Consider the following 14,928-nt stretch of genomic DNA (forward strand, 5'->3'; position numbering starts at 1 on the left):
TCATAACCTCACTTTCTTTTCAAATAAAACCCCGCCGGCCATGAATAGGACAACGGTCACCGCACCATAGACCAGCAACCCGCCGATTGTGAAGACAACGCCTTCCGGAACAATGCCCATGAAGAAATAACTGTCAGATTCATTGAAGAAGGCTGCATCCGTCCATTTGACCGGTCCAAACGCCTTCAACGAGTCAAGGATCCCCGAGACCCGAACCTTCTCCCATAAGATCGTACTTAGGAAGAAGATTATATAAGAAGCTGTTGCGCCTAGGAATTTACCAATCCGCGAATGCAATACTTGATAGACAGACCAGAAGAAAAAGCCGAGTCCCATGACAAAGAGGGAGCGGAGAAACAGGGCAACCATCACACTGAGCAATGGAAGGACCCCTTCCTCAAATGGAATCGTACCGCCCCCTTCCGATACATAAAAGGCGATTCCGAGCAACAGACCATTCCACAACAGGGAAGCGGTCGTAACAATTGAAGCGAACGCCACTTTCGCTCCAACAAGCCCGGCCATCGGGACAGGAGAATGAAGCCAAATTTCCGGCTGTTTCATTTCATTTCCCAAACTCGTAAAAAGGAGGAACAGTCCAACAAACAAATGAAGGACAATCCAAGTTCCCCCAAAAACTAGAGCATGACTGAAGTAACTCCCCGGGACACCTAACAGCTTCTGAATCGCTAGAGGCCCGCCTAGTATCACAAAAAAGGATAGGACCGCGATAAGACCTACTCCCCATCGGAGCAGCAACCACTCTTTCCATATCAACCCCCGCCAGCTTTTCATCTTCTAACCTCCTCATAACCGTATTTTCTTCTCGAACAAGACGGCTCCACCGATGAACATTGCCAACATGAGCAGGACGTCTAACACGAGTTCCCCAGTGTAGAACTCCGCTGTATAAAACAAGGAATGGCCGGATTCATATGATTCCCCGGCTGGTGTCTGAAGAGTTGCCACTTTCGATAAATCCACTTTACCGACCTGCACGATCCGCTCATACAGTTCCGTTTGTCCGACACGGGCCGCCAGCCATATAAAGAAGACGAATAGCAAGAGAGTCGCCGGCACCGCAAACCCTCTGATCACTTGTTTCAACAATCGGTACAGCACCCATAAGAAAAATCCAAAGCCCATGACGGCGACGGATGCGTAAAACAATGTGATCAAAAACCAGACGCCGAAACGGAACATATCGCCCATCACAAAAATCGGCAAGTAGACAAAATTGTATTCGATGGCCAATACCAAAGTCGGTATTAAGAAACTGATAATACCAATCAGTACAGCAAAAGCCATTTTGGATCCAATCAACTTAAAAATCGATACCGTTGAATGCAGCCATACATCAGGCCGCTTCATCTCCCGCTCCAACAAAACAAGCAACGTTCCCACCGGGACCAGAGTACCAGCAAGCGCCCAAAGAAAACTCATGACCAACGTAATTTCATAGAAATGAACATCCAAACCGAATGTCCGAATGAATAAAAACGGAAAAACCGTCAGGACGGCAATGCCTATAATGACCATTGCAAGCAACGGCCACTTCATCAAAATCCACTCTTTCTTCAACAACCCGTTCCACTGCTTCAACGTGGAAAACCCCCTTCTGTATCGGTGCGCTAGTTATATAGTACACTATATGCGCAGGATGTGTAAAGGATGAATGTATATGAACATATAAACAACAGAACAAAAGCGCAGGGCGCTTGCTCAGAGGCGACAGGCATAAGACGAAGATGCGGCGTGGCGCTTTTTGCCAATCGAACAGCGAAGGGTTCGATTTGCCGTATTTCTGCGTACTTTGCAGAAATTAAGGCACGCTACGAGCAGCTTTGGCTTATGACCCCGAGCCTCTAGCGCCCGGAGCTGGACGTAAACAAACCTAATTTTGAAGGTTATCCACATGCCCGAATTTTATAATTTCCTAAGTAACAAAAAACGCATCCCGGTGAAGCTTGGATGCGCTGGACGAATTAAGGATTCGTATTGAAGAAGCTAGCTATGAAGTTTGAGTGGGACTCCCGATTGACAGGAGCTCCCGTTTTTCAAATACGGTCCAGGTAGGCGACTTCCTCGATCAAGAAACAATAATATCCTTCTCCTGCTGGTCGAGTCGGCCCAGTTCCTCTTGTGCTTCATCGCGTTTCCTGGCCAACTGGTCCTGCACTCGCCGTACATCCCGAAGTACATTCTGCACTTGATTCTGCGCATCGGTGATCCGGGAATGGATCGTCCGTAAGCCCGAAATATAAAAAGAACGCCCATGAGGCGCACAGCACAAATAGCCCTGGCATTCGAGTTTTTTCGAATGCAGGGCTATTTTCTTCCGCATGAAAGACGGATGGTCTTTGACCAAGGCAAATAATTGTCCAACAGGTCGGGGTCCTGCTGAAAGTTCAAATTCGGTAGCTCAGTAAACAGCTTTTGCAGATAGGTGTAAAAATCAATTCCATGGATCTTCGCTGTTTCGGCAAGAGATAGGCAGATGGCATTCGCTTGCGCACCCGCTTCACTCACGGAGAATAACCAATTTTTACGTCCGATGACGTTCGGTCGGATGGCATTCTCAGCGGGATTGTTGTCGATCTCGAGCCGGCCGTCCTTCAGGAATGCCCGTAGCCCTTCCGCCCGGTTCAGTGTATACTCCGCTGCTGTCGCAAGCGCACTTTTCCCATAGAAAGGAGATTGCTCTACCCACTGAAGGAATTCCTCGACAATTGGTTTGGAGTGCTTGTTCCGCGCCTTTCGTCGTTTGCCCGGAGGCAAATTCCTGAACTTCCGCTCCAGATGATAAAGGCGGTCGCAATACTCCACGCCCATTCGGCCATTCTTGCTGTCGGCCTTGAGCCAATACCGGCGCACGTGTGCCCAACAGTGGGAGAATGTAATACCTTCCAGATTGCCATAAGCAGAATAACCATCACAAATGATGGTCCCTTTGTATCCCTGAATGAAGTTTTTGAGCACTTCACGAGAACGAGATAGGGAACTCTGAAAAAGGACCATGACAGGTCCTTGACTCGGTACAGTCCGACACACCCAATTATAGGCTTTCGACTGACCAGATTTCCCATCCGACCTGAGAATGACTTGAGCGTATGTTTCATCGACATGAAGAACGTTTTTGCACGTCAACAGATCTTTCATCCGCTCGTATATAGGCGACAACCATTTATCCGCTACGGAGATCACCCAATTGGACAGGTTCTTGTCGTTGGTCATCAGTCCGTAGCGTTCCCATTCCTTTACCTGCCGGTAAAGGGGCAGGTATTGGATGAATTTATCGTAGATGGCTTTGGCCAATACGCTGGGACCTGCGATGCTCCGTTGAATGGCCGGCTGAGGCGCCTTGCCGCGGACGATTTGTGCAGGTAGGGATACATCGTTTTTACAGTGGATACATTCATAGGCGTGTTCCATATGCTGTACTTTTTTCATTGTCGCCGGGATGAATAGGGCTTCTTCCCGCACAATGGTCCCACCGATCTCCGTCATTTGACGATGGCAGCAGGCGCATTCGGTGTGTTCCGGATGATGATGGATGACTTCCGTTTCGATGTCTTCCCGCAGAATATCATTCCGCTTTTTCCGTTGGGCTTTCCGGACAACAGTGTAGGAAATCGTCTGTTGGCTTTGTTCCTCTGTGTGCTCAGAGTCAGGAAAAGACGAATCATCCTCAAACAGGGATCCTTGCCCGTCGGGCGCATTGTATTTGGATTTCTCCGTCTTGGATCCGTACAAAAGCTTGGTCAGATTCTGCACTTGTTGGGTGAGCGATTCAATCTGGCGGCTGAGCTTTTGGTTCTGCTGATTCGAAACGGCCAATTGCTCCTCCAATAATTGAATGACCTTTTCGGTTGAAGATTCGTTTGCCATATCGCTCACCACTTTCCGTTCCGTTTTATTTCTTCTATTATAACGGGTTCGAGGAGCGGATGAAAGATGAATATTAGAACGCGCCTTTCAGCGATGGCTGAATCGCTTTCGGCTGTTGAATGGACAAACCTTCGAGCAGCCAGCGAAGCTCCTGCTGGGTCAGATTCTTTACTTCCTGTTCATTTCTTGGCCATTGAAGCTTTCCGCTGTCCAGCCGCTTATACAGCATCGCGAAGCCGTCGCCGTCGAAATACAGACATTTGTATCGGTCCTTCTTCCAACCGGCGAACAGGAAGATGGAATCGCTATAGGGATCCAGCTCGAAGGAATCTTGGATCAGTGTAGCCAATCCATCAATCCCTTTTCGCATATCGGTCTTCCCGCAAATGATATAGATATTTTGGACTTGGGTGTAGTCCTGCCTCATCGGTTGATCAGCTCCCTTATGACGGTCTGGATGAGGCGATCCTCCACACCATTCTGGAAGGTGACTTCGGCATGACCGAAATGGACGGTACATGAGCCGGGGGACTTGGAAGAAACGGCCGGTAGGCTGTCATTTGATGCGGGATACAGTGTAACGGGGACGATGGTCAAAGGTTTTTGTGGCATGGGGAAAGCACCTCCTTCAAGTTGATACCTTGATCATACTAGAAGATGCTTTGTAAAAATATGCGTTGTTTGATTGGGGGCTTACGATCGTCCAGTCGGAGAAGATATTGTCAAAGAAGAGATCTGTGAACGTAAAGATGTCATTTTGACTGATTGTGAAGGATTCAGCTGCAATATTTTGGACATCCATCAGCTCGGTCCGATAATGGCGCAATGCCCGTTGCGCTTGATGGATCAAGTCTTCCGAGCTGTTCATTTCTGAATATTTAAGTGCGGAGACGACCAAGCCGCCGCCTAGGAACGTATCCCATATCGACATCCCTTCGGCGGAACCTAGCTTATCCATCGCTTTGTCCAATGCATGGACCGCGATTTTCCCATAATCGAAAGCTTCTTCGATTTCCCGGAGCAACGAACGGAGCCGCACCCGATCATCGGCAATCTTTTGCAGCGTCCGCTGTGCCACTGAACCATGTTGCCGGATCCACGCCGCTTTCTCTTTCAGGAAATCTTCCATTCCTCCTCGATATAGGTGAAATCGGGATTGTTCATTTTTTCGCTTCCCGGTGTGATTTTAATTATTTCTTCGCCGTTTACTTAGCGATATTTTTGCCAGTACAGTAATATCAACCCTTTCAACGCATTTGATTTTTATATCCACTCAAATTATAAGTATTAGATTGATTGAATTGGGTTTATCTTTAACTCTTTAACTTTTGGCATCATTTTAGATAATTATTTTATTTTTGGCATATGTATGGTTAACAATTCTTGGGTCGTTATGCTCCTCTACGTGTTATGTATATTTTAATATTAAATTGCTAATAATGTGTATGAATATTTAAGTAAGACTAGAGGGGTGGGATGTACATGTTTAGGAAAAAAAAACAAATTGAAAGTAAGCTTGCTGCTCAATCAATAGCTGAATCAGAATTATCGATAGAAGCTCTGAAAAAAGGCCTCGTTCAAATGGATGATGCAGAATTTGTCGAAATTGACATTTCCGATATTCGAAAAATTCATCTTGTTTACATACGAACTCTTATTGACCAAGAAAAATTAAATGAAAGCATTATAAAACCTTTAACTAATTGTTCCAAACCTGTTCTTCAAGATTGCATTGTGAATTCCTCAATTATTCACATTCCTATTTTTATAGAGGCAAAAAAACAGTTGTTTTCAGGGTCCATTTTGTTATTTGATTCTTCTCAAAACCTTTGGTTAGCTGTGCCATTACAAAATCCTATTGGACGTGCCATTGAAACTTCCGAAACAGAAACCATCTTGTTCGGAGCGAAGGACAGCTTTAGTGAACAAATAGAACAAAATATTACGCTTATTCGAAGACGACTCCCCATACATGAACTGAAAGCAGAGAAGTTTACTGTCGGTTCTATGAGTGAGACAAGTGTTGTTTTAATGTACATAGAGGGGTTGACTAATCCTGATTTTGTTTCAACAGTCAAAGAGAAGATTTCTGAAATTAATTTTGATCTCTTCTTTGACTCTTCTCAAATTGCGGCATTCATGGAGGAAAATCAAAACAGTATTTTTCCTCAGTTACAGCAAACTGACCGGCCTGATGTAGTTGCTTATTCTCTGGGATTAGGAAAGATCACCCTTCTGGTAGACAATACACCATTTGCTCTTGTTGCACCCATTACTTTTTTCCATTTGTTCCAATCACCCGAGGACTATATTAATCGATGGGTAGTTTCCAGTTTTTTGCGAATCCTCCGATATATCAGTTTCATTCTGTCAATCACATTGATTCCTTTCTATGTGGCATTGACAACTCATCACTATCAAATGATTCCTATACAAACACTTCTAGTCTTGGTCGACTCAAGGAGCAAGCTTCCTTTCACTCCTTTTTGGGAAGCATTTATCATGTTAATTTTTATTGAAATCATAAAAGAAGCCAGTTTAAGGATGCCTACAAAAACAGGTCAAACACTTGGGGTTATTGGTGGTATTGTGATTGGTCAAGCAGCTGTTGAGGCTGGATTCGCTAGCAACGTATTAATTGTCATGGTTGGGATCTCGACGATAGCTTCCTTTCTTATTCCCAATTACCTTATGACAAAAGCAAATTCATTCATTCAATTGATGCTTCTTGTTTTTTCTTCTTTATTTGGGATAATTGGGATCGCACTGGGGATCATTGCCATTTTGGCCCATCTTAATAGCTTGTCTTCAATCAAGCAACCCTATTTTTCACCAGTTTCCCCCTTCTTCGGAAAGGATTGGATTGACTTATTCATACGAGGGCCATTAGACAAAATGTTGGAGCGTCCAAAGCATCTTAAACCTCTAAAACTGAAGAGATATAAAACTAGGAGATGACTTAATGGAAACCCACCAATTATTTAAAAAGAATGAAACTTATAATGGGCTCTATGCCATGTTGTTGGTAAATCGCCTCCAAATGCTATACTTTTTTCTGATTATGCCAAACATCTTGATCAATCCATATATGATTTGGGTGCTTATAGCTGTCGGGATATTATCCCAACTAAACCTTCTTCTTTTATCTAAGTGGCTTTTAACCCGGTTATCTAGCAATGGATATAATGGATTTGTCCAATTGTTCGGGAAAAAAATGGTGCGATTTCTCTCTTTCATCGGGTTGTTCTTTATTCTACTTAAACTTTCCGTCATAACCTTAGGATTCAGCGAAATTGTTCAAACATTTATACTTCCATCAACAGATACAAATTTTCTTGTCTTTTTTATTTTGTTGTTCTGTTTTTATGTCGCAGGTAAGGGCATTGAACATACCATTCGTTTTGTGTTGATTTCTTTTTTCTGTACATTTTGGATGATCACATTTTTCGTTTTTTTCTTCTTTCCCCCAATAGCTCAACTTAGTGATTTGTATCCACTTATTCCAATGGAGTGGAAAGTAGAAAATTGGAAAGCTTTTTTTTTAATTTTGTCTTCCTATTCTGGGCCGGAATTTCTGGTGTTTTTGGGACCATGGCTTAAAACAAACAATAAAACCTTTCGCTATTTATCTTACGGCAACGCTCTCACCGTTGTAGAGTATGTATTCCTATTTATAGCATCCCTACTTTATTTCGGTTCCAATTATTTAAGTAAAAGTCAATATCCAATTATTAATATGGTCCGTTATTTTCAAAACCCAGTGTTTGAACGAATTGATATGATCATGCTTTCCTTTGAATTATTTAACTTAGTTTTTGCGGTTTCTCTATTTCTACTATTGTTTTATGGAGCATCTAAAATAGCTTTTGGTAAAATGAGCAAGCCGTCCAGTGGAAAAGGTTTATTATTCAGTGTAATCCTTATTTTTATCGGAATGGTTCTTTTGAATGAATTATTTTGGAAACCCTGGGAGAAGGAGAACTTTTTACTTAATCTTCAAATTATAGCTGGAAGCATAAGCTATTTTCTTGTACCACTTGTTATTGTTTTAGTAATGAAAAAAGAACAGGGGGTTAAAAAACATGTGTCTATATAAAAAGATATGTAAAAGATTGATACTCCTTTTTATGACATTTTGGTTATCTGGCTGTACCCCTTTTACCGAAAATAACCTTATTGAAGAGATTTCTCCCGTTACTTTTTTGTCAATTAGTAAGGGGGATGAAGGGAAATTAAAAGTCAGTACAATTATGCCTCCTCTAAGTAAAGAAAATAAGTTTGTTATGTCACAGGAAGTCAGCTTATTAAAGGAGGGAGTACAGAAGTACAACTTAAACTTCTACCAGGAAATTAAATCCGGACAAATGCGGATGCTGGTAATTAGTGATGAACTTGGAAAAGACGGGATTATGTCCATTATAAATGTATTATTGACTGATCCGGATATTTCTTTGAGAATCTATTTAGTTATCGTAAAAGGAAATTTTGATGAATACTTGGAAAGTCAATTGGACAAAGATGAAAACTTTGATTACTCGTTTTACCGAATGCTGAAGCATTATGAAGAAAAAAACGAAGGAGAATTAACTGTCGTTAATCTTCATCAATTTAAAAATTTGCTCTATACTCCTTATTCAGATCCTTTCTTGCCTGTATTCAAAATAGAAGAGGATGGGGTCAACTATGAAGGTACAGCCTTGTTTCAAGATGACAAGCTAGTTGAAACGATTTCATCTTTAGATGATCGTATCTTCCAGCTGATAAACAACAATCACTACTTAGAAGTTTTACCGATTCCAGAATTTGAAGTTGTACTGGGTCATGTTAGATCTAAAATAATAGTAGATATCGATAGCAGCTATTCTACAATGACCTATACCGTGAAAATAGACACTAGGATTGAGGAATACCGGGGAGAGAAGCAATTATTTGACCCAAAGCAGTTAGAAAATATGAAAAAAGATATCGAAATCCATCTTGAAAAACAAACACATGAACTAATTAAAAAGATGCAAGAATTGAAAGTGGATCCATTACAGCTTGGCATACAAACAAAAAGACCATTCTCAAAACCAATGGAAGAAAAAAAATGGATTGAAATGTTTGAGAAGATGGACATTAAAATAAAATACAAAATTAATATTGATCCTTTGACGGATGCAAATTCAAAAAGGCAAAACCTTTAATTTTTCCTATTGAATAACTTATAACGTAAACAAAATATAGCAGAAGTAGCTGTAAATAACGCATCTAGGAATGGAAGTCCTTTACCATCTCCTTCGCATTAGCCGACGGGTTAGGATGGCGAAAGAGTATATATATCATCCTTCCTGCAATGCAGAATTAACCCCAAAAGATTGGGTCCTCCGTTCTCAATTGTTGAGATTTGGCTTTGATAGTTTTCTTAATTACGAGCTTATTTTACTCCTGTTTATAACACTTGTATTCACAAGTTTCCGTCGCCGCCCCTTTTCAAGTGGAATAAAATAAGGCGGCTCGGACGTTCCATAACGAACGCCGAGCCGCCTCTTCTAATTATCCTTAAATTCGGAACTTGCTTACTTCCATCTGTAAATCTTCGGCTAACAATGCCAAGGATTGAACGCTTTCTGTAATTTCCTCCATGGTCGCCAGCTGTTCGCGAACGGACTGGCTCGATTCATTAGCACTGGCAGCTGCCTGCTCTGCCAAATCACGTACTTGCGTTGAGCCTGTCATGACTGTCGCTGTTCTCGCTTGGATATCTTCGATTGCCGCCGATACAAGGCGTACGCTTTGTCCTGTTTCGGCAGTAGCCCCCTCGATCTGCTCGAATAATTGCAACGAGTCCGTAACGGAATTCAGGCCATCATCTGCTTTATGGCTTCCTGTTTGAATGGATTGGGATGCTTTCTCCGTATCGGTTTGAATCAACTTCACAATATGCTCGATCTCCGAAGCCGATTGCTTGGATTGCTCCGCCAATTTGCGGACCTCCTCCGCCACCACGGCGAATCCTTTTCCATGTTCACCTGCCCGTGCAGCTTCAATCGCGGCGTTCAAGGCGAGTAAATTGGTTTGTTCGGAAATGTCCGTGATCAAAGCCGTCACCGTTTGAATGCTGTTGGAGTTCTCCTCTAGCACTTTCATGGTGGAAGCGGTGTCTGTTATAGAACTTTGGATGTCTTTCATTTGATCCGCCATTTGCTGGAATGTGACCGAGCCTTGTTCGACAAGCGATCCTACCAAATTGGATGATTGCAGCATTTTGGCATTGTTCTCAGCAATTTGCTCGATTCCTGCCGACATCTCCTCTACGGATGCAGTTGTTTCCCCGACAATTTCCAATTGCCGCTCACTGCCCCGCATGTTTTCATCCGCTACATGAGCGACCATCGCGGATGAAGCGGCACTTTCCTCGGAGCTGGCCGACAACTCCTCTGACTGCGCTGCAAGACGGACCGCCGAATCATGCAAATGGACAACGACCTGACGAAGATCATCCGTCATTTTATTGAACGCCGTCGCCATCACACCGATTTCATCCTTGTTTTTAATATTTATCTTTTCCACTTGCAAATTGCCCTCTGCCACTTGCTCGAGCGCCTCCGTCATGCCTTTGACCGGACGCGCAATATTCCTACTGATGATTAAAGCGATTACACTGCTGATCAAAGCGACCAGCCCACTTAGAACTACAATGATCAGATAAGTCGTATCCGACAATTGGTCAAGCGCTTGCCGTGTTTCACTCATTTCCTCGTACTGCGACTCTTTCAATCTTTCCGCCAACGACATAAATAGAACCATGGCAGTACTCGTCCCACGTACATTGATATCCAATTGGTCTTGATCCTGTTGGATAAAACTATCTATGCTGGTCTGGACAAGGTTCATATAGTTATCATTGCGTTCCGCCATCTCTTCAATTGTTTCCATATCAGGGCTGCCCGTAAGCATCGCCTTCAGTTCTTCATAGGTTTGACTGTACTGTTCTGCTTCGTTAGTAATATTAGCTATATACCGTTGCTCTTTGAATAGAACATAGCTATATAGATTAGCCGATATGCTCTGATTATGGCTGATCAACTCATCGACCAAATCGACCTTCTTTATATTTTCGTCAAACAAATTGGAGTAATTCTTATTCAATTGCATGACAGACATAAATCCAACTGCCCCTACGATAATCGTAAGGATAATAATAGAGGTAAAGCTGACAAATAATTTTTTCGAAATGGAATTCAGTTTCATTTTTCTCCCCCGACAAGCCCTTTCTTCCCCCGGTGTCTTTCTCTCCCCACTAGGTCTATTGGCTATTATGTAATTTCCTTTACCAAGCAATTAGCTCTATTCTTACTATAGGACTTATTGAGGTAGAAGGCAATCCAATTATTAAAGTTTGAGGAAAGTTTTGCTGAAAAAGGGATGTTCAGACAGCACAAAAGACCACCCTTTGCGGATGGCCTTCTATGATCATTGATTAATGCCTCATGTTTCTCCGTTGTTTCCGGAGTTCCTTCCGGGCGGGTGCCGATTCGAATAATTTTGTTTCGGCTTCGGTTTCCGGATAGATGGCCGGCACAGGGACAGGTCGGTTGTTTTCATCCATGGCGACCATCGTAAGGAAGGATTCTGTCGTCAAATTCGATTCGCCGGTCAGCAAGTTGCTCGAACAGACGGAAACAAACACTTCCATCGATGTACGACCTGTGGAACTGACGACCGCTTCGAGTTCCAGCACTTCCCCGACCCGCGCTTTCGACAGGAAGTCGACAGAGTCGATTGAGGCGGTAACGACCGCCGTCTTGGCGTGTTTCATGGCAGTGATGGCGGCAATCTCATCGATGTAGGCCAAGACGTGTCCCCCGAAAATCGTCTGTAAATGATTGATATCCGAAGGCAGGATGATCTTCGTTTGAATCGTGCGGGATGCACTCATCGGTTTCTTTTCCAATGGTCTCCCTCCTTTTCCCTATCGTAAACCCGTTTCCCTCATTTGTCGAATCAAACACCCAACCGGCGGACCGCACAAAGCTCCCTTTCATACGGGGTCCCAGCCAGCCGGATGATTTCAATCGATTTACCGGTCGAAGGTGCATGGAAAAGCAACCCGTTTCCGTAATAAAACCCGACATGGCGTACCTTCCCGCGCCCTTCATCCGACGCGAAGAATAGTAAGTCCCCCTTTCGCCACAAAGACGGATCCCCTGTTGAAATGGCCATACCTTCACGGGCTTGATCGGCTGCATCCCGGGGAATGAAACGGCCGCATGCTTTCATCATGGAATAGGTGAAACCGGAACAATCAAAGCCGTACGAGGAGGTCCCGCCCCATAAATAGGGAAGCTCCAGAAATGCCAGCCCTTTTTCGACTGCTGTTTCTGCAGGCAACTTCGGGAATTGGTGAACCGAGGGGGCCAACTCCACATCAGCTAACCGCAAAATCCCTTCCCCACCCGGCGTGCACACATGGACCTTCCCATCCACTACATGCCGGTAAGGCAACATCCCATTGAACGGCAAGACGAGGGAAGGTGAACCATCGATATTCCATAGCTGCGCCTTGCCCGCCGTCACCTTTGCGAATCCTTCCGCGCGGATCGGTTGCGCTTCTTTCAATTGCTGAAGCGGAACCCAGCCGGGATACCCCCGATTGTCTTTGCCGGATGACTGCCAAACGGCACACACTTTTGCCCATTCCCCGTTCGTTTCCAACACGGCAACAGGCTCGCCGTATACTAATTGGGTCTGGACGCGGTCGGCCTCGCTTAACTCCAACCGATCTGCTAAACGCAAGCTACCAATCCATTCCTGCGGGCGTGCCGGATTCGCTAGACCTGCCTCGTCTTGCGGGCGTACAGCTTCAGGCGATGTCCAGACTGTTGCGACAGAAACAGCACAATACCACGTAGGAGTTGACATCTCGGCATCTCGCCTCCTTTTGGTTATCCAATGTCCTTTATTTGATGCACACCTAAACCTGGTCCGCCCGGAAGACGGATTTTGCTTTTACTGTAGAGAATGCCCCCTGACACTGGGTCGGATGCCAACATCAAGGGAGCATCGAAATCGTAGCGGGTAATATTCGGTTGGCTTGCCGCGAAATGGGCGGCGGCCGTGACACCGAGTTTGGTCTCGATCATGCTGCCGACCATGCACTGGATGCCATGCGCTTCCGCAATCGCATTGATGTTCAGCGCCTCTCGGATGCCGCCTGACTTCATCAATTTAATGTTCAATAGATCCGCCGCGCGCAGTTGGCAAATCCGTAACGCATCTTTCGCGGAAAACATGCTTTCGTCAGCCATGATGGGCGTTCCCGTTTGATCCGTTACGAACTTTAATCCTTCCAGGTCATCGGCATGTACCGGCTGTTCGACCAGTTCAATATCGAATCCTGCGTCCTCCATCTTCCGGATGGCGAGGACCGCCTCTTTCGGCTGCCAGCCTTGATTGGCGTCGAGCCGGATTTTCGGCTTGTTCCCGACCCGTTCCCGGATGGCCCGGATCCGTTCAAGATCGTCCCGGATTTCTCCAATGCCGACTTTCACTTTCAATGAATGAAACCCTTCTGCAATATAACGTTCCGCATCCTCCGCCATGGTTTGCGGATTGTCGACGCTGACGGTGTAATCGGTTTCCACCTCCTGCCGGTAACCGCCCAACAGTTGGTACAGCGGCATTCCTGCCAATTGCCCCCATAAATCATAGATGGCCATATCGATGGCCGCTTTGGCACTTGTGTTGCCGATGATGGAGCGGGTAAGCCTTTCAAACAGTGCTTCCCGATATCGAATATCCATGCCGATCAGCCGGGGAGCTAAGACTTCCTGAATGACATAGGTTAGACTGCCGAACGACTCTCCCGTGATAACATGAGTCGGAACCGCCTCGCCCCAGCCAACGCTCCCATTTTCACTCGTCGCTTTCACGTAGATGGCGTCCGCGGTATGCACCGTCCGGAGGGCCGTTTTGAATGGCTTTTTCAAGGGAACGGCGACCGGGAATGTATCGATGGACCGGATTTTCATCCTTCATTCCACCCCTGGCAAAATGGTGAGGGACCGATTGTCTGCGTCAAGCCTTGCCTCTACGCCAAGTGGTACGGCAAAATGCGGTTCGCAATGACCGATTTTGAAACCTTTCACAACCGGTTTCCCGAGACGGCCTAAATAATGGTCGAACACTTCGTCGAGCGATAAAGAATCATTCTCGTTCTTCGGCTCCGCTTTCGCAAAATCACCGACGACAATGCCGGCCGCTTCATCAAGTTTGCCGGCCATTCGCATATGGTTCAACAAGCCGTCTACCCGATACGGCTCCTCTCCGACGTCTTCGATGAGCAGCAGCTTCCCACGCGTTTCAATTTCGAATTTCGTACCGATCGTCTTTGCCAATAGAGAAAGATTCCCTCCGACGAGCTCGCCTTGCGCCGCACCGCCATGGATGGTCGAAAGCGGGGAAATGGCTTCTCTGTAATGAAGCTCCATCGGTTCGAACAGCTGGCGGAACATCTTGCCCGACAATTCATGGAAGGTATCCTTTCCGACACAAGACGCGAGCATCGGCCCATGGAACGTCACCAGATCAGAATATTGCCCAATCGCCGTGTGAAGGAAGGTGATGTCGCTGAAGCCCCAGAAGATCTTCGGGTTTTCATTCATGGAAGGCAAATCGAGCCGGTCGACATATCGCGCCGAGCCGTACCCGCCGCCCGCACAGAAGATCCCTTGGACGGACGGATCTGTGAACATATCATGTAAATCCGCCATCCGTTCTTCGTCAGTCCCTGCCAGGAAGCCGTTTGTATTATGAAGATGTTTTCCAAACTTCCATTTCAAGCCGAGCTGTTCCAAGAAAGCGAGCGAACGCTCCAGCGAATCCGGATTCGGTGGGCTGGAAGGGGCGATAATGCCGACTGTATCCCCTTTTTGCAAACGTTGTGGTCGTATTCTCATGTTTTAAATCATCCTCTCTCATGGTAAAAAATTCTGTTCCCGAGCGGAACAGAATCGGTTCTCTTATTCTATTCAACAACCCAGAAATGCAAAACGGATC

14 protein-coding genes, 1 pseudogene and 1 riboswitch are annotated in these 14,928 nt (G+C 45.3%); of the genes and pseudogenes, 3 read left to right on the forward strand and 12 right to left on the reverse strand.

Annotated elements, in window-relative coordinates:
* The 6 genes from OXB_RS04180 to OXB_RS04215 all read right to left on the reverse strand — a co-directional run bounded on the left by OXB_RS04180 (position 1) and on the right by OXB_RS04215 (position 5,017).
* Positions 1 to 795: a hypothetical protein gene (locus tag OXB_RS04180; protein WP_041072154.1), complete on the reverse strand. Its 795-nt coding sequence runs from the start codon at positions 793 to 795 to the stop codon at positions 1 to 3.
* A 12-nt stretch (positions 796 to 807) separates the two neighbouring features.
* Positions 808 to 1,602 (reverse strand): hypothetical protein, encoded by a 795-nt coding sequence (locus tag OXB_RS04185; RefSeq protein WP_041072156.1) that lies wholly within the window; start codon positions 1,600 to 1,602, stop codon positions 808 to 810.
* Positions 1,603 to 2,328: 726 nt separating this feature from the next.
* Positions 2,329 to 3,888 (reverse strand): IS66 family transposase, encoded by a 1,560-nt coding sequence (tnpC, locus tag OXB_RS04200; protein WP_041072162.1) that lies wholly within the window; start codon positions 3,886 to 3,888, stop codon positions 2,329 to 2,331.
* A gap of 73 nt (positions 3,889 to 3,961) precedes the next feature.
* Entirely contained in the window at positions 3,962 to 4,315 is a 354-nt protein-coding gene (gene tnpB, locus OXB_RS04205; RefSeq protein ID WP_041072164.1) for an IS66 family insertion sequence element accessory protein TnpB, read from the reverse strand.
* Positions 4,312 to 4,500 (reverse strand): hypothetical protein, encoded by a 189-nt coding sequence (locus OXB_RS04210; protein WP_041072166.1) that lies wholly within the window; start codon positions 4,498 to 4,500, stop codon positions 4,312 to 4,314. The genes tnpB and OXB_RS04210 overlap by 4 nt, the downstream gene beginning before the upstream one ends.
* A gap of 16 nt (positions 4,501 to 4,516) precedes the next feature.
* Positions 4,517 to 5,017, reverse strand: coding sequence for a hypothetical protein (locus OXB_RS04215; protein WP_041072168.1), 501 nt, complete (start codon positions 5,015 to 5,017; stop codon positions 4,517 to 4,519).
* 347 nt (positions 5,018 to 5,364) lie between these two features.
* On the opposite strand from OXB_RS04215, the gene OXB_RS04220 reads away from it, so the two are divergent.
* The 3 genes from OXB_RS04220 to OXB_RS04230 are packed head-to-tail and all read left to right on the forward strand — an operon-like array spanning position 5,365 to position 9,074.
* Positions 5,365 to 6,846 (forward strand): spore germination protein, encoded by a 1,482-nt coding sequence (locus OXB_RS04220; RefSeq protein WP_144399647.1) that lies wholly within the window; start codon positions 5,365 to 5,367, stop codon positions 6,844 to 6,846.
* A gap of 4 nt (positions 6,847 to 6,850) precedes the next feature.
* Positions 6,851 to 7,984 (forward strand): GerAB/ArcD/ProY family transporter, encoded by a 1,134-nt coding sequence (locus tag OXB_RS04225; protein WP_041072169.1) that lies wholly within the window; start codon positions 6,851 to 6,853, stop codon positions 7,982 to 7,984.
* Positions 7,971 to 9,074 (forward strand): Ger(x)C family spore germination protein, encoded by a 1,104-nt coding sequence (locus tag OXB_RS04230; RefSeq protein ID WP_041072171.1) that lies wholly within the window; start codon positions 7,971 to 7,973, stop codon positions 9,072 to 9,074. The genes OXB_RS04225 and OXB_RS04230 overlap by 14 nt, the downstream gene beginning before the upstream one ends.
* Before the next feature lie 74 nt (positions 9,075 to 9,148).
* Positions 9,149 to 9,288, reverse strand: a riboswitch (cyclic di-AMP (ydaO/yuaA leader).
* A gap of 141 nt (positions 9,289 to 9,429) precedes the next feature.
* On the opposite strand, the gene OXB_RS19395 is transcribed toward OXB_RS04230, so the two are convergent.
* The 6 genes and pseudogenes from OXB_RS19395 to OXB_RS04255 form a co-directional block, all read right to left on the reverse strand.
* The gene (locus OXB_RS19395; protein ID WP_442852895.1) at positions 9,430 to 10,017 is read right to left on the reverse strand and encodes a methyl-accepting chemotaxis protein; all 588 of its coding nucleotides are present in this window, start codon (positions 10,015 to 10,017) and stop codon (positions 9,430 to 9,432) included.
* Between the two features lie 351 nt (positions 10,018 to 10,368).
* Positions 10,369 to 11,121 (reverse strand): annotated as a pseudogene (locus OXB_RS19400) (HAMP domain-containing protein); the annotation flags it as partial.
* Between the two features lie 229 nt (positions 11,122 to 11,350).
* A complete protein-coding gene (locus OXB_RS04240) occupies positions 11,351 to 11,809 on the reverse strand; it encodes an acyl-CoA thioesterase (RefSeq protein WP_173426040.1) in 459 nt (152 codons plus the stop codon).
* 65 nt (positions 11,810 to 11,874) lie between these two features.
* Entirely contained in the window at positions 11,875 to 12,792 is a 918-nt protein-coding gene (locus OXB_RS04245; protein WP_041072177.1) for a C40 family peptidase, read from the reverse strand.
* 23 nt (positions 12,793 to 12,815) lie between these two features.
* Positions 12,816 to 13,901: a mandelate racemase/muconate lactonizing enzyme family protein gene (locus OXB_RS04250; protein WP_041072179.1), complete on the reverse strand. Its 1,086-nt coding sequence runs from the start codon at positions 13,899 to 13,901 to the stop codon at positions 12,816 to 12,818.
* A 3-nt stretch (positions 13,902 to 13,904) separates the two neighbouring features.
* Entirely contained in the window at positions 13,905 to 14,828 is a 924-nt protein-coding gene (locus tag OXB_RS04255; protein WP_041072181.1) for a S66 peptidase family protein, read from the reverse strand.
* Between the last annotated feature and the right edge of the window lie 100 nt (positions 14,829 to 14,928).

The organism is Bacillus sp. OxB-1, from assembly GCF_000829195.1.
GTDB lineage: Bacteria > Bacillota > Bacilli > Bacillales_A > Planococcaceae > Sporosarcina.

Bases quoted from the DNA above. Each gene is read 5' to 3' on its own strand.
- OXB_RS04180 (WP_041072154.1), bottom strand. From the start codon at position 795: ATGAAAAGCTGGCGGGGGTTGATATGGAAAGAGTGGTTGCTGCTCCGA.
- tnpC (WP_041072162.1), bottom strand. From the start codon at position 3,888: ATGGCAAACGAATCTTCAACCGAAAAGGTCATTCAATTATTGGAGGAG.
- tnpB (WP_041072164.1), bottom strand. From the start codon at position 4,315: ATGAGGCAGGACTACACCCAAGTCCAAAATATCTATATCATTTGCGGG.
- OXB_RS04210 (WP_041072166.1), bottom strand. From the start codon at position 4,500: ATGCCACAAAAACCTTTGACCATCGTCCCCGTTACACTGTATCCCGCA.
- OXB_RS04215 (WP_041072168.1), bottom strand. From the start codon at position 5,017: ATGGAAGATTTCCTGAAAGAGAAAGCGGCGTGGATCCGGCAACATGGT.
- OXB_RS04220 (WP_144399647.1), top strand. From the start codon at position 5,365: ATGTACATGTTTAGGAAAAAAAAACAAATTGAAAGTAAGCTTGCTGCT.
- OXB_RS04225 (WP_041072169.1), top strand. From the start codon at position 6,851: ATGGAAACCCACCAATTATTTAAAAAGAATGAAACTTATAATGGGCTC.
- OXB_RS04230 (WP_041072171.1), top strand. From the start codon at position 7,971: ATGTGTCTATATAAAAAGATATGTAAAAGATTGATACTCCTTTTTATG.
- OXB_RS19395 (WP_442852895.1), bottom strand. From the start codon at position 10,017: ATGAAAGTGCTAGAGGAGAACTCCAACAGCATTCAAACGGTGACGGCT.
- OXB_RS04240 (WP_173426040.1), bottom strand. From the start codon at position 11,809: ATGAGTGCATCCCGCACGATTCAAACGAAGATCATCCTGCCTTCGGAT.
- OXB_RS04245 (WP_041072177.1), bottom strand. From the start codon at position 12,792: ATGTCAACTCCTACGTGGTATTGTGCTGTTTCTGTCGCAACAGTCTGG.
- OXB_RS04250 (WP_041072179.1), bottom strand. From the start codon at position 13,901: ATGAAAATCCGGTCCATCGATACATTCCCGGTCGCCGTTCCCTTGAAA.
- OXB_RS04255 (WP_041072181.1), bottom strand. From the start codon at position 14,828: ATGAGAATACGACCACAACGTTTGCAAAAAGGGGATACAGTCGGCATT.